14 protein-coding genes are annotated in these 19,509 nt (G+C 67.4%); 5 read left to right on the forward strand and 9 right to left on the reverse strand.

Annotation, left to right across the window (positions count from 1 at the left end):
* The first annotated feature begins 36 nt into the window (after positions 1-36).
* Positions 37-933 carry a winged helix-turn-helix domain-containing protein gene (locus CHINAEXTREME_RS05145; protein WP_007141408.1) on the forward strand — a complete coding sequence of 299 codons (897 nt, stop codon included), beginning with the start codon at positions 37-39 and terminating at the stop codon, positions 931-933.
* A gap of 4 nt (positions 934-937) precedes the next feature.
* Here the strand turns inward: CHINAEXTREME_RS05145 and hjc are convergent, their stop codons facing one another.
* The 3 genes from hjc to CHINAEXTREME_RS05160 form a co-directional block, all read right to left on the reverse strand.
* On the reverse strand, positions 938-1,459 hold the full coding sequence (gene hjc / locus CHINAEXTREME_RS05150; RefSeq protein ID WP_007141409.1) for a Holliday junction resolvase Hjc: 522 nt from the start codon (positions 1,457-1,459) through the stop codon (positions 938-940).
* A gap of 59 nt (positions 1,460-1,518) precedes the next feature.
* A complete protein-coding gene (locus CHINAEXTREME_RS05155) occupies positions 1,519-2,364 on the reverse strand; it encodes a CPBP family intramembrane glutamic endopeptidase (protein WP_007141410.1) in 846 nt (281 codons plus the stop codon).
* A 112-nt stretch (positions 2,365-2,476) separates the two neighbouring features.
* Complete coding sequence (locus CHINAEXTREME_RS05160; protein WP_007141411.1) at positions 2,477-6,865, reverse strand: PAS domain-containing protein; 4,389 nt, start codon at positions 6,863-6,865, stop codon at positions 2,477-2,479.
* Positions 6,866-7,082: 217 nt separating this feature from the next.
* On the opposite strand from CHINAEXTREME_RS05160, the gene CHINAEXTREME_RS05165 reads away from it, so the two are divergent.
* Together CHINAEXTREME_RS05165 and CHINAEXTREME_RS05170 are read left to right on the forward strand one after the other, a co-directional pair.
* Complete coding sequence (locus CHINAEXTREME_RS05165; protein WP_007141412.1) at positions 7,083-7,340, forward strand: HalOD1 output domain-containing protein; 258 nt, start codon at positions 7,083-7,085, stop codon at positions 7,338-7,340.
* A gap of 60 nt (positions 7,341-7,400) precedes the next feature.
* Positions 7,401-8,243, forward strand: coding sequence for a PAS domain-containing protein (locus tag CHINAEXTREME_RS05170; protein WP_007141413.1), 843 nt, complete (start codon positions 7,401-7,403; stop codon positions 8,241-8,243).
* Between the two features lie 92 nt (positions 8,244-8,335).
* On the opposite strand, the gene CHINAEXTREME_RS05175 is transcribed toward CHINAEXTREME_RS05170, so the two are convergent.
* The 3 genes from CHINAEXTREME_RS05175 to CHINAEXTREME_RS05190 all read right to left on the reverse strand — a co-directional run bounded on the left by CHINAEXTREME_RS05175 (position 8,336) and on the right by CHINAEXTREME_RS05190 (position 13,138).
* Positions 8,336-9,643: an adenosylhomocysteinase gene (locus CHINAEXTREME_RS05175; RefSeq protein ID WP_007141414.1), complete on the reverse strand. Its 1,308-nt coding sequence runs from the start codon at positions 9,641-9,643 to the stop codon at positions 8,336-8,338.
* 430 nt (positions 9,644-10,073) lie between these two features.
* Positions 10,074-11,684 carry a collagen-like triple helix repeat-containing protein gene (locus tag CHINAEXTREME_RS05185; RefSeq protein ID WP_007141416.1) on the reverse strand — a complete coding sequence of 537 codons (1,611 nt, stop codon included), beginning with the start codon at positions 11,682-11,684 and terminating at the stop codon, positions 10,074-10,076.
* A 149-nt stretch (positions 11,685-11,833) separates the two neighbouring features.
* Positions 11,834-13,138: an amidohydrolase gene (locus tag CHINAEXTREME_RS05190; RefSeq protein WP_007141417.1), complete on the reverse strand. Its 1,305-nt coding sequence runs from the start codon at positions 13,136-13,138 to the stop codon at positions 11,834-11,836.
* Positions 13,139-13,697: 559 nt separating this feature from the next.
* On the opposite strand from CHINAEXTREME_RS05190, the gene CHINAEXTREME_RS05200 reads away from it, so the two are divergent.
* Together CHINAEXTREME_RS05200 and CHINAEXTREME_RS05205 are read left to right on the forward strand one after the other, a co-directional pair.
* Positions 13,698-14,801, forward strand: coding sequence for a stage II sporulation protein M (locus CHINAEXTREME_RS05200; protein ID WP_007141419.1), 1,104 nt, complete (start codon positions 13,698-13,700; stop codon positions 14,799-14,801).
* A gap of 188 nt (positions 14,802-14,989) precedes the next feature.
* Positions 14,990-17,734: a heavy metal translocating P-type ATPase gene (locus CHINAEXTREME_RS05205; RefSeq protein ID WP_274520348.1), complete on the forward strand. Its 2,745-nt coding sequence runs from the start codon at positions 14,990-14,992 to the stop codon at positions 17,732-17,734.
* Between the two features lie 60 nt (positions 17,735-17,794).
* Here CHINAEXTREME_RS05205 and CHINAEXTREME_RS05210 read toward each other — a convergent pair whose 3' ends face one another.
* The 3 genes from CHINAEXTREME_RS05210 to CHINAEXTREME_RS05220 all read right to left on the reverse strand — a co-directional run bounded on the left by CHINAEXTREME_RS05210 (position 17,795) and on the right by CHINAEXTREME_RS05220 (position 19,493).
* A complete protein-coding gene (locus CHINAEXTREME_RS05210) occupies positions 17,795-18,169 on the reverse strand; it encodes a MarR family winged helix-turn-helix transcriptional regulator (protein WP_007141421.1) in 375 nt (124 codons plus the stop codon).
* 147 nt (positions 18,170-18,316) lie between these two features.
* Positions 18,317-18,613 carry a hypothetical protein gene (locus CHINAEXTREME_RS05215; RefSeq protein WP_010546404.1) on the reverse strand — a complete coding sequence of 99 codons (297 nt, stop codon included), beginning with the start codon at positions 18,611-18,613 and terminating at the stop codon, positions 18,317-18,319.
* 124 nt (positions 18,614-18,737) lie between these two features.
* Positions 18,738-19,493, reverse strand: coding sequence for an MBL fold metallo-hydrolase (locus tag CHINAEXTREME_RS05220; protein ID WP_007141422.1), 756 nt, complete (start codon positions 19,491-19,493; stop codon positions 18,738-18,740).
* Positions 19,494-19,509 lie beyond the last annotated feature (16 nt).

Here is a 19,509-nt window from a genome sequence, read left to right on the forward strand (position 1 = left end):
ACACTTTTGCCGCGTAGACTCGCTCCAGAACTCTTAATGAGCTTCCGCGACGTGTTCTCCGCCGTGTCGGAACACGGTCCGGTAGCGAGCGAACTCGAGGATGTCTTCGAGCTATTGGCACACGAACTCCGACTCGAGATTCTCCAGCGGCTCTGGGAGGCCGAGTCGGACACACTCGCGTTTTCTGACCTGTTCAAACAGGTCGACACCCGCGACTCGGGGAAGTTCAGTTACCACCTCGACAGGCTGACGCCGGCATTCGTCCGGACCGCCGACAGCGGCTACGCCCTCACCTTTGCCGGTCGAGACGTGATCGGGGCAGTCCTCTCCGGACGTTACACCGCTGCTGACCGCCTCGAGGCCGAGACCATCGAAGCCGGCTCCTGCCTATTCTGTGACGAGGCCGTGACGATCCGGTACGAGGACGGTCACTGTATCCTCGAGTGTGAGGCCTGTGGGAGCTTTATTTTTCGGCTGCCGGTCCCGCCCGTCGTTCTCGCGAGCCACGAGGCACCAGCGGTCCCGCGTGCGATCAACGATCATCTCCGACTGCGCGTCCAGGCGTTGAATCGCGGCCTCTGCAAACTGTGTCGGGGGCGGGTCGAGGCAATGCTTACCGCGGCGTCGGCACGCGAACCGGTCGCTCACAACCCGGATCTGGACGTCACGTTCGAGTGTCGGGAGTGTGGCGACGTGACACATCTGAACGCGGGAATCGTACTGATCGGTCACCCTGTCGTCGTCGCGACGCTGTTCGACGTCGGCCTCGATCCCCGAACGACGTACATCTGGGAGCTCACCCCGTTGCTTGACCCTGACGCGGCGCTTCTCGAAGAGCCGCCGCGTCTCGAACTTGGCTTCGAATTCGAGGAAGAGCGCCTCGAACTCGTGGTCGACGACCGCTGTAACGTCGTTGACTACGCTCGACGATAGTTAGTCACTCGAGCAGGTCGGCCGCCTCCTCGATCTCCATCGTCCCCTGTTTCACGGCATTCAGAACCCGGAGGACGTCCTCGTCGTGGCTGTCGCCCCTGTCCTCGCCGACCTCCTCGAGGGTGACCTTCTCGCTGTCGCCGACGAACTCGGGGAAGTCGGTGCCGTCGGCCAGGGCGGTCTCCTTCTTGACCCGGTAGTTGCCCCCGTCGGTGACGTGCAGATCCGCGGGGTGGAAAAAGTACCAGTCCTCGCGGTCGAACCGGACGCCGATGCGCGGTTTCGCGCCGAAGTTCTGCGCGAAGTAGGTCAGGGCCTCGACCTCCTCGCCGGAGAGGTAGATCGGGTCGCCCGAACTCGATTTCGCCTCGATGGCGTAGAAGGTCTCGCCGTCGCCGGCGAGTACGTCGGGGAGTTCGCGTTCCGTCGCGGAGCCGCTGGCGGGCGCTCGCATCACCGCGAAGCCGGCCTCGTCGAGTTCGTTGACGAGTTCCCGCTCGCGGCGGTCGCCCTTCGCGTGGGACATACACCCCTCTCACCGGCGGCGAATAATAAAGGAACGGACAGCGGTCGGGGACTCGAGGGCTACGCCACGGCTGTGGCGACGGTCCAGGCGACGTCGACGACCTCGGCCAGCGTCGACGGTTCGGCCTGGACCTCCTCGATACCGTACTCGATGGCGAGATAGAGGACGCCGAACTGGAAGGCGTTGAGCACCGCGTGGGCGGCCGTCGGGACGAGGAGGTTGTCAGTCTTCGCGTAGACGTAGCCGAAGATGAGCGCGCCGCCGAACATCACCGTCAGCGACGCGAGCGTCGAGAGGAGGGAGTCGGCGAAGGCGACGTACATGGGGAAGTGGACGAGTGCGAAGATGACGCTCGCCACGACGACCGCCTGCATTCGGGTAAACGCCGCGTACAGCCGCTTCTGTATCACGTTCCGGAAGAGGAACTCCTCGGCCGGCGCGTTGAACAGGAAGACGATAGCGATCATGATCAGGATCATCGTCTGGTCTCCACCGATGATCTCCATTATCTGGCTGTCCGCGGCCGACACCTCGAGCAGGGTGGAGACGATGTTGAACGCGAACAGGAAGAGGAGACTGCCGACGCCGCCGGCGACGATGTACTTCCAGTCGCGCCGGGACGGGATCCGCAGGTCGATCCACGCCACCCCGCGACCGGTCGCCAGCAGGTAGAGCAGGCCGGCCAGGAACATTCCGACGAAGTTCAGGATCAGCGCGAGGGTCCGGCCCGCGATCGAGCCGTTCCCGAGCCCCTCGAGCAGGGCGGGATCGAACAGGAACGCCGGCGTCGTCAAGACGTTGGCCATGAGGAGTCCGAACACGGTCAGACCGATGCCGACGAGCGTCGCCCGTACCGGCCCGTCGTCGCGCTGGTAGGAGGACGTCGACGTCGAGGGGGTTTCCATGCACGTCCCTACGGGAACTGGCCTTTTGGGCGTTCCTGTGTCGGGCGACGGGGCCGGCTCCGTAGCGGATCGTCCGTCACGCTCGTCAACACCCGCGGGCGGCGAGACCTCGCTACTCGCCGACCGCGACCGTACCGTCTTCAAACAGCTGTCGTAACAGGCGTTGCTGGCCGATCCGGAGGTGGCGGTTGACCGTCGGCTGGCTCACCCCCAGCGCCTCGGCGACCTCCTGGCCGGTACTCTCCCGGGGCCACTCGAAGAACCCCGCGAAGTAGGCCGTCCGGAGTACCTCGAGCTGGCGATCGGTCAAGGCGTCGAACAGCGAGGTAACGAGTTCCCGGCGGGTCTGGAGCGCGCGTTCGACGTGGCGACGACGCCGGAGTTCGGCGTCGCCGGTGTGGTCGGCGAGCGTCTCGACGAACTCGCGGACGTCGGTGCCGGCGGGGACGTCGACGGTGACGACCGTTTCGTCGCCGTCGGCCAGGATCGACCGGGGGCTGCCGCCGTGGCGGACCAGCCGCGAGGCGATGACGGGGCCGGTGACGAGCGCTTCGAAGCGGCAGCGGTTCGCGTCGGGGTCGCTTTCGTCCCGGTCTTCACCACCGTCCTCGTCGCCGTTCCCGTCGCCGTCGTCACCTCCGGTGCTGAGCAGTCGATACTCCGACACCGATACGAGGTCCTCGAGGACCGCGGCGACCGCGTCGGGGTCTGCACCGCGGGTCTCGAAGAACAGCAGCGCCTCCTCGCCGGAGTCAGAGTGGGTGCCGAGCCCCTCGTACTCGACCCGCGCGTCCGTCAGCGACGCGATCCGGGAGAGGACGTCGGTCGCGTCCGTCATCTCGAGGGTGAGTTCGACGACCGTCTCGGCGTGCAGCGCCTCGCGGGTCTTCGTCGCCGTGATCGCGTTCGCGATGGCCTCGCCGAGTTCGGCGAATACCGTCCGCTCGAGGTCGGTGAACGCGTCCGGCTCGGTCGCGTACACCGTCAGTACGCCGTAGGAGTAGTCCTCGACGGCCAGCGGGACGCCGATGACCGACTGGAACCCGGCCTCGAGGGCGCGCTTGCGCCAGGATTCGCGCTGGAGGTCTTCGACGACGTTCTCGACGACGGTCGTCCCCTCGCTGCTGGCGGTTCTGACGGCCGGGGGGATCGATCCGTCCCCGTCCCCGTCGCCGGCCCCCGCCGCATCGAGCGAAACGAGATCGAGGTACTCCTCGCCGTCGCCGGCCCACCCACGGGGTTCGAGGGACTCGCCGTCCGGCCCCGGCCGGCCGATCCAGGCGAACGCGACCTCCTCGACCGCGACCAGTTGTTCGGGGACGGTGCGTTCGATCTCGGCCCGGCTCGTCGCGCCGATCAGCGACTGGTTGATCCGCCTGATGGTCTCGTTGATCGTGATCTGACGTCGCAGCCGACGGTTGCGCGCCTCGAGTTCCGCGTCGCGTTCCCGCAGGTTGGCCTCGCTCTCGAGGCGGTCGAGCGCGGCTTCGGTCGTCGCGCCCAGGGTCTCGATCAGCCGCCGGGCCTCGACGTCGATCGGCTCTCCGTCGGAGGCGACCGCGAACACGCCGTGGTCGCCGATGGGGACGACGACGGCGGTCTCGACGCCCGTCTCGAAGGCCTCGGAGCGGTCGAACGCGGCCGCGTCGTCGACGACGGTCTGTGCACCCGTGACGAATGCGTTCCAGAGGACCGAATCGCCGTTCCCGACGGCGGCCGACGGATCGTCGCTCGAGAGCCGGCCATACGCCTCGGTGTGTGCGATCGGGACGAGCCGGTTGACGTCGGGGTCGAGCCCGTAGAGGGCGACCCCCGACGCGTCGAGCAGGTCGTCGGTGGCCTCGACGACCAGCTCCGCGACGTCCTCGACCGTCTCCGTGCCGAGCAGGCCTCTGGCCACCTCGTGGAGCGACTCGAGGGCGAGTTCCCGTTCCTTCCGGTCGGTGATGTCCTGGAGCGCGCCCTGATACTTGACGAGTTCGCCGTCCTCGAAGATCGGCGCGCCGAATCCGCGGACCCACCTGATCTCGCCCGGCTCCGGCTGTAGCCGCGCCTCGAGGTCGTAGATCGTCTCGCTTTCGATGGCCGACTCGAGGGCTTCGCGGACCTTCGGCCGGTCGTCCGGGTGGTACTGGTCGATCGCTTCCCACAGGTCGGGTTCGTCCTCGCGGGGCATGCCGTGGAGCCGGAACAGCTCGTCCGTCCAGGTCGGCGTCCGCGGATCGGTCCGCATGTCGAGTTCCCAGCCGCCGATGTCGGCCAGCTTCTGGATCCGCTCGAGGAAGGCCCGGGTACGCTCTAAGTCGTGTTCGCGTTCCTTCTGGGCGGTGATGTCCTGGATGGACCCGCGAACGGCGTCGACGTCTCCCTTCACGACGCCCCCGTCGTGATCGTCGGATCGGCTCCGCGCCGCAGTTCCACGATCGCAGTCGGCGATCGGCTCCCCGATCGTCCGCACCCATCGCTGTTCGCCGTCGGCCCGGATCAACCGCAGTTCGAGGTCGTACGGCTCGCCGTCTTCGATCGCCCGTTCGATCGCGTCCTCGAGTTGCGGTCGGTCCTCCGGGTGGTAGTAGTCGAGCAGGCCCTCGAACCCGCGCTCGAGGTCGGCGACGGTCCCGGGCGGGAGCCCGTGGATCCGTGCCGTCTCCTCGGTCCACGTCACCTCGTGTTCGTCCTCCCGAACGTCGAGTTCCCAGCCGCCCACGCCAGCGATCCGCTGGGCCTGCTCGAGCAGTCCGCGGGTCCGCTCGAGCGCCCGTTCGTTCTCGACCTGCTCGGTGATGTCGACGATCGCGCCCTCGAGGTGGGCGAGTTGGCCGTCCTCGTCGAACACGCCCCGCCCCTGTTCGCTCAGCCACCGGCGCTCGCCGTCCGCGGTCTCGATCCGGTACGTCACCCGGTACGGTTCCCGGTTCTCGAGCGCACGCTGGACGTCGTCCCAGAGATCGTCCCGGTTCTCGACCAGGACGTCCCGTCCCCAGTTGACGTCGCCTTCGACCAGTTCCGCGGGCTCGTAGCCGGTGATCTCCTCGGCACCACCGCTGACGAACTCGAACGGCCAGTCGGGCTCGTTTCGACACCGATAGACCATCCCGGGGACGTTGTCCATCAGCGTCGACAGTTCCTGCTCCCGCTCGCGAAGCTCGCGGTCGCGGCGCTTGCGCTCGGTGACGTCCTCCTGGAACCCGACGAAGTGGGTGACAGCCCCGTCCTCGTCCTCGAGCGGGGTGACCGTCACCCGGTTCCAGAACGGCGTCCCGTCCGCCCGATAGTTGCGAAGTTCGACGGTCGTCTGCTCCGCGGCCTCGACGGCCTCGCGTAGTTCGCCGATCCGCTCGGGATCGGTCTCCTCACCCTGGAGGAACCGGCAGTTTCGCCCGAGGTACTCCGCCGGCGAGTACCCCGTTAGCCGCTCGAACTCCTCGTTGGCGTAGACGATGGGATTGTCCGGCTCGTCGGGGTCCGTGATCGTGACACCGATCGGGGCGTACTCGAGCGTCCGGGTCTTGAGCCGAAGCTCTCGCACGTACTCCCGGCGCTCGAGGACGTGGCTCAACCGCCGCCGAACGCGGTCGACGAACGTTCGTTCGATCCCGGTAAACGGCGCTTCGCGTGGCTCGCGATCGACGAAACAGACCGTCCCGTAGGGTTCCCCGTCGACGTCGATCCGCCCGCCGGCCGCCCACTCTACTCCTCGGTCGTCCCAGGCTCCGCAGATAGGGTGGGCCCCGTCGGTGACCTCGAGTTCGGCCCCGGTACCGTCGGTGAATTCGACGGTCCCGCCGGTGCAGTCGCCGGGTTCGCCGCCGTGTTCCCGTTCGATCGGCGCGTGTGCGCCCTCGGGAACGACCTCGCTCCCCTCCGCGATCAGCACCTCGTAGCGGCCCCGGTCGGGATCCCGTCGCACGACGAACCCTGCCTCGACGCCCAGCCGTTCGCGACCGACCTCGAGGAGCCGCCGGATCGTCTCTTCGGGCTCGAGGTCGGCATCGGACGCGATCCGGTCGAGCGCCTCCCCGGAGCGTTCGTTCGCGGCCAGTTGCTCGACCCGTTCGTCGAGGACGGCCGCGAGGTCGTCGACCGCCGCCGACAGCTCGCCGAGTTCGTCGTCCCGCTCGAGTTCGGCGTCGACCGCCGGAAACCGCCGCTCCGCGTCCGCGACGCTCTCGGCGTCCTCGAGCGCGTCGGAGACCGTTCTGACGTCGTCAGTGAGGCGCTCGAGGGGGCCGAATCGATCGCTGCCGCCGGCGGCGAGCCCGAGCACCGCCGGGAGCGCTGGAAACGGGAGGGCCGGACCGATCGCGACGAACCGGTGGAGGTCGACGGCCGGCGTCGACTCGAGGCCCCCGACGACCGCGACCGCCGCGAGGGCGACAGTCGCCGCGAGCCACCACCAGTCCCGGCCGAACCGACCGGGTCTCGCGGATCGCGCGGATCGGTCGTTACGGAGCCGCGATCCGGGACCGATCGCGAGGTGCGGGGTCGAACCGTGGCACATACCCGCAATACACAGTGTCAGCGATTATATGTTGGGTGCGTTCTCGACCGCCGGACCGACCGCAACCGGTATCCAGCGGCAGGAATGCTCGCTCGCCGTCGTGCACTCGACGTCGTTTGGACCGGGTCCGGGGCTATACATGTAGCGTCCGCCGGCCGACGACCGAACGCATATAGTAAACAGGGAAATGCCCCTTCCTCGCCTTCGGTGGAGTAAGATGGTAGAATCCGCTCTGGACCACCACAACGATTCGCCCAGTCTCCGCGTCATCGACGCGCTCGCATCCACGACCGGTACCGACCCGCTCGAACTCGATCCGCTGTACGAGGTAGTCGACCCCGAGGCACTCGACCAGCTATTCCGGGACGAGTCGGACGCGTTCGCCGCCGTCTCCTTCGAGTACGAGGGACATTCGGTCGAAGTTCGGGGGGACGGTACCATCTCGGTCGACGGAACCGTCCATGAGCCGGTGTAAGCGAGCGCCGTCCGGTCCCGCGCCCCGGCCCACGAGCGCTGCGCTTCCACGACATCACCGATGGCATCACCGTCGATAACCGGCACGTTCCGCGATCAACGCGTTGCTTCGGAATCCCTCGAGGTGCTCGCCCTCGGTACCGAGGCGTTCGTCGAGTCGATCGAGCCGCTCGAGGTACACTGGACGCGCGATCCAGACTCCGAGGACGGCCCCGGCCCCGACCCCGACCCCGACCGCGACCGCGAGGAGCGAGTCCGACTACGAACCACGCCCTCGCTTTCGGCTGCCGAGTCCATCGACGGCGTCGACTGTCTCGTCTGTCAGTACCCGCTCGCGTCCGCCGAGCCGACGGCCGTCCTCGAGCGAGCGCGCCGTCTCGGGACGCTCCCGGTGCTGTTCGTGACGACGGAGCCGGGTCGGAGCCCCGAGTTACGGGACGTGGCGAGCGAGTACCGGTGGGCGGCCGTCGTCGTCGCAGCCGATCCGAGTCGACTCCGTGACCGCCTGTCCCACCGACTCCCCCGGCTCGTCGAGCGGCGGCGGCTCTCGGCGCTCTCACACCGGTCGGTCTCGGGCCTCGAACTGGCCGGCGACGCGATCGCGATCGTCGCCCCGGACGGGACGATCGAGTTCGCGAACCGCGCGTTTACCGTCCAGCTCGGCGCCGATCGGGACGCGCTCGTCGGCCGTCCGTGGCAGGACCTGTTCGCCCCGACGGCGGTCGACCGCCTCGAGGAGACCGCGATCCCAACCGTCGAGGACGGCTGGCGCTGGAGCGGGACGGCGACCGGACGACGACCTGACGGTGCCGACTTCGAGGCGACGGTTCGTATCGACGGCCTCGAGGACGGCACGCTCGTGTTCGCCGTGGATGCGCTCGAGCAAGGAGAAACGAAAGAATAAGCCCGCCAGCTACTCGGGAGCGTTCTCGAGCCTGTCGGGCTCAGGGGTGAGCGATTCCCGGCCCGTGACGCTCGAATTTTGTCGGTCCGTCGTTACGTCCCGTGATCCCAGGAGTCCATGTACTCGCGCTGGGTGTCCGTCAGGGAGTCGTACTCGACGCCCTCGGCCTCGAGTTTGATCTCCGCGATCTCGCGGTCGAGTTCGTCGGGTACCTCGTGGACGCCCGCATCGTACTCGTCGCCGTTCTCGAGCATCTCCCGCACACAGACGGCCTGCACGCCGAAGCTCTGGTCCATGACCTCGACGGGGTGGCCGAGCGAGATCGGCGCGGCGAGGTTCACGAGTCGGCCCTCGGCGATGACGTTCAGCCGGCGGCCGTCGGCCATCTCGTAGGCTTCGACACCGTCGCGGGCCTCGTAGCGGTCGACCGCGAGGTCGTCGAGCGCATCGAGGTCGATCTCGATGTCGAAGTGGCCCGCGTTCGCCAGCAGGACTCCGTCCTGCATCTTCTCGAAGTGCTCCTCGACGATGACGTCGCGGTTGCCCGTCGTCGTCAGGAAGACGTCGCCGACTTCGGCGGCCTCGTCCATCGGCATGACCTCGTAGCCCTCCATGTGGGCCTCGAGGGCGCGGCGGGGTTCGACCTCGGTGACGATGACGTTGGCGTTCTGGCCGGCGGCCTTCTTCGCGACGCCCTTGCCGCAGTAGCCGTAGCCGGCGACGACGACGTTCTTCCCGGCCCACGAGAGGTTCGTCGTCATCGCGATGGAGGCCAGCGAGGACTCGCCGGTGCCGTGGACGTTGTCGAACAGCCGCTTCATCGGCGTGTCGTTGACGGCGAAGACGGGGTACTCGAGGGCGCCGTCGTCGTCCATCGCGCGCAGGCGGTGGACGCCGGTGGTGGTCTCCTCCGCGCCGCCGACGATGCCGTCGATCAGTTCGGGGTAGTCCTCGTGGATCGCGGCGACGAGGTCCATCCCGTCGTCGACCGTGATCGTCGGCTCGTGGGCGATGACGGCCTCGATCGCGGCGTAGTACTCCTCGTCGTCGACGCCGCGTTTCGCGTAGCTGGTGATGTTCTCGTGGGCGTCGAGCGCCGCGGAGACGTCGTCGTGGGTCGAGAGCGGGTTGCAACCCGTTACGGCGACCTCGGCACCGCCCTCCGCGAGCGTCTCGACGAGCATCGCCGTCTTCGCCTCGACGTGCATCGCCATCCCGATACGCTCGCCCTCGAACGGCTGGTCGTCGACGAACTCTTCGCGGACGGACTCGAGGATGGGCATGTGCTGGGCGGCCCAGTCCATCTTGCGTCGGCCCTCCTCGCGGGCGGACTCGAGGTCGTCTAGCTGTTCGCTGATCGGCGGGTAGGAACTCCCGCGGTCGGCCTCGCTCTCGGTCATGGGTGGACAGAGTGTGACCGGAGCCAAAACGGTACCGAAGCGAACCGACGGCCGGTCGACACGGGTGGCGGACGTGGATGTGGGCGAGGACGAGGATGTAGACGTGGATGTCTCGTCGTCGTTGGGCGTGGACGGAGGACGGGGATAGAACGGGCGGAGGCCGACTCGCGGTCCTCTTTCCGTCCGTCGTCTCGGCCGACAAAACCCTCCCGCGGAGCGACCGCTCCCAGTCGTTCGACTACCTGAAAACGGAAAACGATGCGGCGTCGGTAGGTGAACTGTGGGTGGCCGTCGACCCGGTTCGATTCGGGGCCGGCGGCTTCGCCGGCGTCGGCGACGGACTCCGTTTCGTGCCTCTGACAGCGATTCGATCCGGTCCGTCGGGCGACGGCGGCCCGGTAGGCGCACGATAGCGTGGCCTTAGTTCGGATTACGAACTGGCGTGGTCCGGCGGACCTTGCTGATCTTCGTCGTCTTCATCGTCTTCGTCTTCCCCATCGTCATCGTCATCATCATCGTCTTCTTCGTCCTGCTCATCGTCTTCCTCTTCGACCTCGTTCTCTTCCTCGTCTTCCTCGTCTTCCTCGTCTTCTTCGTCCTCATCGTCGTCGTCACCGTTCGGACCGGCGTGCTCCGGCGGGCCACGTTCGGAATCGTCGTCACCGTCCGGGCCGACGTCCTCCGGCGGGCCGCGTTCGGAGTCGTCGTCACCGTTCGGACCGGCGTGCTCCGGCGGGCCGCGTTCGTCGTCATCGGGCCCGTTCCCGGGATTGTTCTCGAGGACGAAACTCGAGACCGCCTGGCCGATGCCGCCGTCCGTCTCGTTTTGCTGGTCGAAGACGAACGCCGAGACGAGCGCGCCGAAGCTGTCGGGCGCTTCTTCGTCACCGCCGAGCGTCACCGTCGTTTCGGCCGATTCGTTCTCGAGCGTCGCGGTGATCGTTACCTCGACCGGCTCCTCGGGGGCGGGTAGTTCGACCTCGCCGTCGTCGCCGGTCGTGTACTCGCCGGTCCCGGCGTAGGAGGTGTTCTCGTCGTCGTTCGCGAGCGCGACGTCGACCGTCGCGTTCTCGACGTCCTCGCCGCCATCGGTGACTCCGATTTCGACCTCGTCGTCACCCTGTTCGACGTCGATCGAGAGGCCCTCGACCGCGTCGCCCTCGAGTTCGACGGTCTCGGCGGCGGAGACGTTCTCGTGGGTTGCGGTAATCGTCACGTCGACGGTCTCGTTCGGTGCAGTGAGTTCGAGTTCGCCGTCCTCGGCGACGTACTCGCCAGTGCCGGCGTAGGTGGCGTTCTCGTCGTCGTTCGCGAGTGCGACGTCGACGGTTGCGTTCTCGACCTCCTCGCCGTCGCCATCCGTAATCTCTACTTCGACCTCGTCGTCGTCCTGTTCGACGTCGATCGAGAGTTCTTCGACGGCGTCGCCCTCGAGTTCGACGGTTTCGGTGGCCGAAACGTCCTCGAGGGTCGCGGTAATCGTCACGTCGACGGTCTCGTTCGGTGCAGTGAGTTCGAGTTCGCCGTCCTCGGCGACGTACTCGCCAGTGCCGGCGTAGGAGGCGTTCTCGTCGTCGGTCAGCGAGACGTCGATGGTGACGTTTTCGACGTCATCGCCATCGCCGTCGGTGACTTCGATTTCGACCTCGTCGTCGTCCTGCTCGACGTCGATCGAGAGGTCCTCGACGGTATCGCCCTCGAGTTCGGCGGTCGTCGAGACGGTCGCGTCGTCCGTCGACGCGGTGACGTTCACCTCGACGGTCTCGTCGGGCTCGGGAAGTTCGACTTCGCCGTCGTCGTCGGTCGTATACGTCCCGGTGCCCGCGTACGAGGCGTTCTCGTCCGCGTCGTCGGCCAGTTCCACCTCGACGGTGGCGTTCTCGACCGGAGTTTCGTTTGCCGTGACGGTGACCACACCGTCGTCCGATACCACGAGGGAGGGATCGTCATGCGAGTCCGCCGCGACCGTCCCGGCGGGGGCCAGAACGGACAGGACCATGACGATCGCAAGCGCCGTTGCGAGCAGTCGATAACGCTTCATCCACGCTGAAGGTTCACCGATCGGAGCATAAACCCGGTCGGCAGTTACCCCCAATTTCGATCCGTCAACGGCGATTGAAATCTGTTCTAAGCGTTTATAAAAACGTCTGAACGTTTTATTTCCGTTTACGATGGGACGGAGAAGGGTGCTCACTCGGTTGGGTTCACTCGTGCAGCCAGGTCCTCTGCCGCCTCGAGCGCACGTTCCCGGACGGCCGACTCCTCGAGGGTCAGCACCTCGCGGTCGCGCATGAGCACCTGCCCGTCGCAGATCGTGTGGCGAACGTCGGCCGCGGCCGCGGCGTAGGCCAGGTGACTCACGAGGTCGTGGCGGGGCGTGAGGTGTGCTTTTTCCAGGTCGAGCACCGCCAGATCGGCCGGCGCACCCTCCTCGAGTCGCCCCGACTCGAGGCCGAGAGCGTCGGCACTGCCCGCAGTCAGCAGTTCGGCGACGGCCTCGGCCGGTACGGCGGCGGCGTCGTCGGCGGCGAGTTTGCCGAGCATGGCCGCGTCCCGGGCCTCGTCGAGCATCGAGAGATCGTTGTTCGAAGCCGCGCCGTCGGTGCCGAGTCCGACGGTGACGCCCGCCTCGCGCATCCGCTGGACGGGAGCCATCCCGCTTGCCAGTTTCATGTTCGAGGCCGGACAGTGGATCACGCCGGTGCCGGCCTCGGCGAGCAGGCCGATCTCGCTCTCGTCGACGTGGACGCCGTGGGCGACGAAGTCCTCGGCCTCGAGCATTCCCTTTTCGGCGGCGTAGGCAAGCGGCCGGACGCCCTCCTCTTCGACAATCGGCGTCACCTCGTCTTCGGTCTCGTTGGCGTGATAGTGGATCGGCACGCCGAGCTCGCGGGCCTTCGGGACGTACTCCTCCAGGTACTCCGCGCCGACGGTCGTCAGCGAGTGGGGCATGAACGCCGTCGAGATCCGGCCGTCGGCCGCGCCGTCGTACTCCTCGGCGACCTCGAGGCTCGTCTCCATGTCCTCGTGGGCCCCCTCCTCGTCCTTTGCGACCGTGACGACGCCGTGGCCGAGGCGGGCGCGGAGGCCGGCCTCCTCGACGGCGGCGGCGATCTCCGGGACGTGGAAGTACATGTCCGCGAAGGCCGTTGTCCCGGACTTGATCATCTCGAGCAGGCCGAGTTCCGCGCCGACGCGGACGTCTTCGGCGGTCAGTTCGCCCTCCGCGGGCCAGATGTCCTCGCGCAGCCAGGCGTCCAGCGGTTTGTCGTCGGCATAGCCCCGGAGCAGGCTCATCGCGACGTGGCAGTGGCCGTTGACGAAGCCGGGCGTCACGAGCGAGTCCGAGGCGTCGAGGGTCTCCACGGCGTCGCCCCCGAGGTCGGGACCGATCTCGAGAATCTCGCCGCGGTCCCGGTCGATCAGTACGTCCGCACGGATCACCGTCGCGTCGGGGCGGAGCACCCGTCCGCCGGTGAGTGCCAGCGTGGTCATCGGTCGGTGTTTTCTCGTCGCATCGCCTTATAGTGTCGAATCCGAACGGCGGGACACCGGTCGTCGGCCCGCCCGTCGGTCGGCTACGAGCCGTCGACCGTCGGCTCACATCGCCAGTAGCTCTCGCGCTCGCGAACCTCGTACCCGATACCCGACGCTCGAGAGCAGCCCCTTCGTTTCGCGTGGAACGCCTACGTCAGGCCGTCGTGGATCTCGAGGACCACCGTCGGGCGGTGGGTCTCGAGGGTCGATCGCGCACCGCGCGGGACGGCGGGTGCCGCGCCCTCGACGTCGATCCTGATCGCGTCGGGGGAGGGAGGGATACGCTCCCGTCGTCGCCGTCGCCGCCGTCTTTGCCATTGTCGGCGAGCGAATCGAGCCGTCGAACCCGCACCGATCGCACCTCGGCCACCGACGCCCCGAACCGGCGTGCGCTCTCGCCGTCGAACGCCGACAGCTCCGGGTTCGTCGACCGGTAGAACGGTCGCTCGCCGCCGGCGAACGTCCCCTGGTGAGGGGAGGCGGCGGATTTATCCTTGCTTTTACCCAACCGTGTGGCATGAACGGCGGCCCCAATGGGAGCCGAGACGACGCGGAGGACGACCGCGACGGGACTGGCGACGGGACCGGCGACGATTCCGCCGGCAGGTTCGAGTTCGGTCCCGAACGCGAACCGGTCGACGGCTCGAGCACCGACGCCGGAACCGAACGCGATTCGAGAACGGACGCCGAGACCGTACGCCGCGCGGACGACTCGCGGATCGAGGTCGACCTTCCCGACGGCCACGAGGCGTCGGAGCCTCCGGAATCGGATCCCGGCTTCGATCCATCGGAGTCCGGACCCGAACCCGGACCGGGTGCCGTCCGGAACTGGTCGCTGCTGGCCGTCGCCCTCGCCGTGGCCGCGTTCGCGACGGCCGCGTTCACGTTCGCCACACACGATGATCCCGCTCCCGTCGCCGGCGTCGCCGGTCTCGGCGTCGCGTTCGCCGCGCTCGCGGTCCTCCCCCGGTTCGGACGACCCACGCTCCTCGAGGGACTGGCCGCGGGCTGGCTCGAGCACCGGCGGTACGTCCGGTTCTCGATCGGCCTCTTCGCGTTCGGGACGGTCGTCGGCGTGGTCCTCCTGCTGGCCGGGGTCAACCTGCTCGAACTCATCGCCGAGTTGCTCGAGGAGGGCCTGTTCCCCGAACTCGAGGACGGGGAGTTTCAGCTCACCGCCACTTTCTTCATCCGGAACAACTCCCAGCCGTTCCTGCTGTCGATCGTCGGCGCGCTGTCGCTGGGTCTCCTGACGGCTTTTCTGATGGTCTTCAACGGGGTCATCGTCGGCAACGTCGCCGCGGCCGTCGGCGGGGAGATCGGCGTCGGCTACATCGTCGCCGGGATCGCGCCCCACGGGATCTTCGAACTGCCCGCGCTGTTCATCGCGGCCGGCGTCGGGTTCCGCCTGCTCTACCGGTTCGGCGAGCGGGTATTCGGCTCCCGGGACGCGTTCGTCACGAAACCGTACCTCTACCGGACCCTTGCCTTCGCCGTGTTCGGCTGGCTCCTGCTGGTACTCGCCGCGTTCGTCGAAGCTTACGTCACGCCCGAACTGCTCGAGTTGCTGTTCGCCGATCAGTTCGCCGGGACGGCAGAGCCGGGTCCGTCGTTCCCCTGATCTCCGATCGCTCAGAGTACGTCCAACTACCCCCGGTGTCGTCGTCGCTTCGCGGCCGAATCTTTTGTTACTACAGTCGGTGGTCGACACGAGTTTTCATTCTGAAGTCGCGGCGCGGAAGAGGGCCGATCCGTTAGTAGTAAACCGCTTGAAACGTCGGCCCGTAGTACGAGTCGAGTGATCACACCGTGAAATCTACCATCGCCATCTCGGGGATGTCGTGTGCGACGTGTTCCGGGACGGTCGAGGAGTCCGTCGGCGACCTCGAGGGGGTCGAGGCCGTCGACGTGAACTTCGCGACCGACGAGGGCACCGTCGAGTACGACCCCGACGAGGTCTCGCTGTCGGAGATCTACGCGACGATCGAGGACGCCGGCTACGAGCCCGATCGGACGAAGACGACGGTCGAGATCGCCGGCATGTCGTGTTCGACCTGCGCCCAGACGAACGAGGACGCCATCGAGGACGTCCCGGGCGTGCTCTCGGCGACGGTCAACTACGCAACCGAAGAGGGAACGGTGGAGTTCAACCCCCAGGACACCTCGCTGGCGACGATCTACGACGCCATCGAGGACGCGGGGTTCGAACCCGAACGCGTCGGCGACGACGGCGATGAACTGACCGAACAGCGGGAGAGCGCCGTCCAGCGCGAACTCCGGACGAAGCGCCGGTGGACGATCATCGGCGGCCTCCTTGCCGCGCCGTTCCTGCTCGTGATGGCCGAGATGTTCGCCGTCGACTTCCTGCCCGAGTGGTTCGACTGGGTCGAGTTCCTCTTTGCCACGGCGCTGATGGCCACGCTCGGCCGGCACTTCCTCGCGGGCGCGTACAAGTCCCTGGTCAACAACCACCAGGCGAACATGGACACGCTCGTCGCGCTTGGCACCTCCGTCGGATACGTCTACAGCACGGCGGTGCTCTTCGATCTCATCGCCAGCGAGGGGCTGTACTTCGAGGCCGTCGCCTTCATCCTGTGGTTCATCTACCTGGGCGTCTGGCTCGAGGCCCGCTCGAAGGCCCGCGCGAGTTCGGCGCTGCGTGAACTGCTCGAGATGCAGGCCGAGGAGGCCACGATCGTCGAGTGGGAGACGCCTCCGGCGGACGGCGACGCCGTCCCCGGCGAGGAACGCGTCGTTCCGCTCGAGGAGGTCGAACCCGGCGACGTGATGAAGGTCCGGCCCGGCGAGAAGATCCCGACCGACGGCGTCGTCGTCGACGGCCAGAGCGCGGTCGACGAGTCGATGGTCACCGGCGAGTCGGTCCCCGTCGAGAAAGGCGAGGGCGACGAGGTCGTCGGCTCGACGATCAACGAGAACGGCGTCCTCTACGTCGAGGCGACCAACGTCGGCGAAGAGACGGCGATCCAGCAGATCGTCGCACGGGTGAAAGAGGCCCAGGCGCGCCAGCCCGACGTCCAGCGGCTGGTCGACACGGTCAGCGCCTACTTCGTGCCCGCGGTGATCGTCAACGCCGTCGTCTGGTCGATCCTGTGGTTCTTCTTCCACGACGCGCTGTACCCGATCGCCTCGTCGCTGGGCGGGTGGATCCCGGTACTCCAGCCCGTCGGGGGTGGGCCGATCGGTCCGGAACTCGGTGGCGTGCCCGTCTTCGAGTTCTCCGTGATCGTGCTCGCCTCGGCGATCCTGATCGCCTGCCCCTGCGCGCTGGGACTGGCGACCCCCATGGCGACGATGGTCGGCTCGACGCTGTCGGCGAAAAACGGCGTCCTCTACAAGGGTGCCGATATCCTCGAGAAGGCCCGCGGCATCGACACGGTCGTCTTCGACAAGACGGGGACGCTGACCCACGGCGACATGCGGCTGACCGACGTCGTGCCGATCGACCAGGCGCTCGAGACGGACGGCGGGTCCGACGGCAGCACGCCGGCACCCGACGGTGGCGTGCTCGCGGACCGCGAGGCAAAGGAACGGGAAGGAGAACGGGAACGGGCCGTCGACGACGACCTCCTGCTCTCGGTCGCGGCCAGCGCCGAGTCCGGCTCCGAGCACCCGCTCGCACAGGCCATCGTCGAGGGGGCAGAGGAGCGCGGCGTCGACCTCGAGAAGCCGACCGAGTTCGAGAACGTCCCGGGCCACGGCATCCGCGCGACGGTCTCCGAGGGCGAGGTGCTGGTCGGCAACCGCAAACTGATGGAAGACAACGGCGTCGATCCCGCGCCCGTCGAGGCGACGATGGAACGGCTCGAGCGGGAGGGGAAGACCGCGATGCTGGTCGCCCTCGAGAGCGCGGCGCCCGGCCCCGCGGACCCCGCGAGCGGTGACGGTCAGGAACCGCGAGCGTACGAGTTGCTCGGCGTCGTCGCCACCGCGGATACGGTCCGGGACAGCGCCAGGGAGACCGTCGCGGAACTCCAGCGGCGGGGCTACGACGTGATGATGCTGACCGGCGACAACGAGCGCACCGGCCGGGCGATCGGTGACCAGCTCGGGATCGATCCCGAGAACGTCCACGCAGAGGTGCTGCCCGAGGACAAGGCCGACGAAATCGACGCAATTCAGGCGGACGGGAGCCGCGCGATCATGGTCGGCGACGGGGTCAACGACGCGCCTGCGCTGACGACCGCCCACGTCGGCGTCGCGATCGGCTCCGGGACGGACGTCGCCATCGAGAGCGCCGACATCACGCTGATGCGGGACGATCCCGCCGACGTGCTGAAGGCGATGCGAGTCGCCGACGCGACCATCTCGAAGGTGCGCCAGAACCTGTTCTGGGCGCTCGCCTACAACGCGACGCTGATCCCGATCGCGTCGATCGGCCTGCTGAACCCCGCACTCGCCGGGCTGGCGATGGCGTTCTCGAGCGTTTCGGTCGTCTCGAACAGCCTGGCGTTCATGAAGTGGGACCCCCACGAGGACTACGTCTTCCTGCCGTTCCGGCCGTTCGTGTGGGTCTCGGATCGGGTGACGGGCTGACGACGCCCGGAATCGACGTCGTCCCTTTCCCAGTGACGTTTGGAACGAAAGGGGCCGCTCTCAGACAAGAACGATCGCGATCCGGTAGAAGAGCAAGAGCAGAACCACGAGAATCGAACCGCGCACGAGGTAGCCCGCGAGATTGTCCGGTTGCCGCGTGTATATTTCGATGAGCCCGGGACCGGCGGAAGCGTTCGCGTTCGGCATAGTGTCGAAAATATCCTCGCCGAACATCTCCTCGAGTTCCTTGTCACGCCGATCTATCATGGCTTCCATGTGGTCGTAGTCGTCGAACCTGTTCGTTACGTCGCTCACGTACGACGCCGAACAATCGCACGCCTCGGCGATCTCTTTCTGGGTCGCGTCCGGGTTCTCGTACCACGTGAGTAAGATATCACGCTGGAGTTCAGTTTTCCCGCCCGTTTTTTGCCCCATGTTTCCGCTTATGTCTGTCCTCTCACCAATAGTGTTGTGGCTGGAAATTACCCACGGCACGAATCCGGCCACGCGCCGGTCGTGTTTCAGTTCCCGTTAGCAGGAAAGGGATGGCTGAGTAGCGGTGCTCGCGCGTTTCAGCGACGATCAGTGACACGCCCCGGCGGCTTCGTGGTCGTGTTGATGTTGCTCGCCGTGGTGGACACCGGGTTCGTGGTCGCTGGCGTGGTGGTCGCCGTGCTGGTGTGCGCCGTCGTGGTGGTCGCCGTGCTCGCCCGCGCGATCGCCCATCCAGTCGTGGGCGTCGGTCGACTCGAGGTCGCCCGCGTTTGCGTTCGCGTCCGCGTCCGCGGTGCCGTCGTCGGCGCTTGCGAGCGCCGCGCCACCCAGCAGCGCGAGGGCGACGAGCGCGGCCAGTCCGAGTCGGTAGCGTTGGGTACGCATTTGCTATCACCTCGTTCGTCCCTACGGCCCGGGTCGATTTGTCGATCCGGGCGTGAACGCAGATGAAAATACGGGCCGAGATCGTCCGAGAACATTTCTCGGACAGCCTGATCGTTTCCGAGGCTCAATCTTCGTCGAGGACGACCGGCACTCCGCGGCCCGCCACGTCCCCAGCGAACGCCTGCGAGTCGGCCTCGAGGTCGGGGAACGTGTTATAGTGGATCGGCAGGACGAGGTCGGGCGCGAGCCGTTCGGCGAGGTCGGCGGCGTCGTGGCGGTCCATCGTGAAGTTCTGCGCGATCGAGGGCATGAACAGCGAGACCTCGAGGTCGTCGTGGGCGTCGATGACGTCCGAGTCGCCGGTCCAGAAGCAGGGGACGCCGTCGACGGTCAGGCGAAAGCCACAGCCGAACCCCTCGGGGTGGATCGGGTCGCCGCCGGGCGCGTTCGGGCCGTCGGGGTGGTTGTACGCGGGGACGACCTCCACGTCGACGCCCGCGACGGTGAGTTCGTCGCCGTACGCGACCCGGCGGACGTCGTAGGGGAGGTCCTCGGGCGGGACGACGTCGCGGCCGCCCGCGGTGATCCGCTCGGCGGAGACGTCCTCGTAGACGACGAGCGTCGCGTCCTCGCTCGCGACGCGTTCGATCCCGTCGTCGTCGTAGTGGTGGTCGTGGGTGACGACCACGAGGTCGCCGTCCCGGGCGTCGTAGGGGTCGCTGCTCGGGTGGGACGCGCCGCCATACTGCTGTGCCCAGGTGCCGTCGAGCGTGCCGTAGCGGCCGGGATCGGTGTAGACCACGGTGCCGTCCGACGCCTCGATGCGCGCCGTCGCGTAGCCGAGCCAGGAGACGGTCAGGTCGCCGTGTTCGATCGCCATACCCGTCGTTGGCGCT

The sequence above is a fragment of the Halobiforma lacisalsi AJ5 genome (genome assembly GCF_000226975.2).
Lineage (GTDB): Archaea > Halobacteriota > Halobacteria > Halobacteriales > Natrialbaceae > Natronobacterium > Natronobacterium lacisalsi.

Coding starts and splice junctions, on each gene's coding strand:
- CHINAEXTREME_RS05200 (WP_007141419.1), top strand. CDS start 13,698: ATGAACGGCGGCCCCAATGGGAGCCGAGACGACGCGGAGGACGACCGC.
- CHINAEXTREME_RS05190 (WP_007141417.1), bottom strand. CDS start 13,138: ATGACCACGCTGGCACTCACCGGCGGACGGGTGCTCCGCCCCGACGCG.
- CHINAEXTREME_RS05160 (WP_007141411.1), bottom strand. CDS start 6,865: ATGTGCCACGGTTCGACCCCGCACCTCGCGATCGGTCCCGGATCGCGG.
- CHINAEXTREME_RS05145 (WP_007141408.1), top strand. CDS start 37: ATGAGCTTCCGCGACGTGTTCTCCGCCGTGTCGGAACACGGTCCGGTA.
- hjc (WP_007141409.1), bottom strand. CDS start 1,459: ATGTCCCACGCGAAGGGCGACCGCCGCGAGCGGGAACTCGTCAACGAA.
- CHINAEXTREME_RS05210 (WP_007141421.1), bottom strand. CDS start 18,169: ATGGGGCAAAAAACGGGCGGGAAAACTGAACTCCAGCGTGATATCTTA.
- CHINAEXTREME_RS05185 (WP_007141416.1), bottom strand. CDS start 11,684: ATGAAGCGTTATCGACTGCTCGCAACGGCGCTTGCGATCGTCATGGTC.
- CHINAEXTREME_RS05215 (WP_010546404.1), bottom strand. CDS start 18,613: ATGCGTACCCAACGCTACCGACTCGGACTGGCCGCGCTCGTCGCCCTC.
- CHINAEXTREME_RS05165 (WP_007141412.1), top strand. CDS start 7,083: ATGGTAGAATCCGCTCTGGACCACCACAACGATTCGCCCAGTCTCCGC.
- CHINAEXTREME_RS05175 (WP_007141414.1), bottom strand. CDS start 9,643: ATGACCGAGAGCGAGGCCGACCGCGGGAGTTCCTACCCGCCGATCAGC.
- CHINAEXTREME_RS05155 (WP_007141410.1), bottom strand. CDS start 2,364: ATGGAAACCCCCTCGACGTCGACGTCCTCCTACCAGCGCGACGACGGG.
- CHINAEXTREME_RS05170 (WP_007141413.1), top strand. CDS start 7,401: ATGGCATCACCGTCGATAACCGGCACGTTCCGCGATCAACGCGTTGCT.
- CHINAEXTREME_RS05220 (WP_007141422.1), bottom strand. CDS start 19,493: ATGGCGATCGAACACGGCGACCTGACCGTCTCCTGGCTCGGCTACGCG.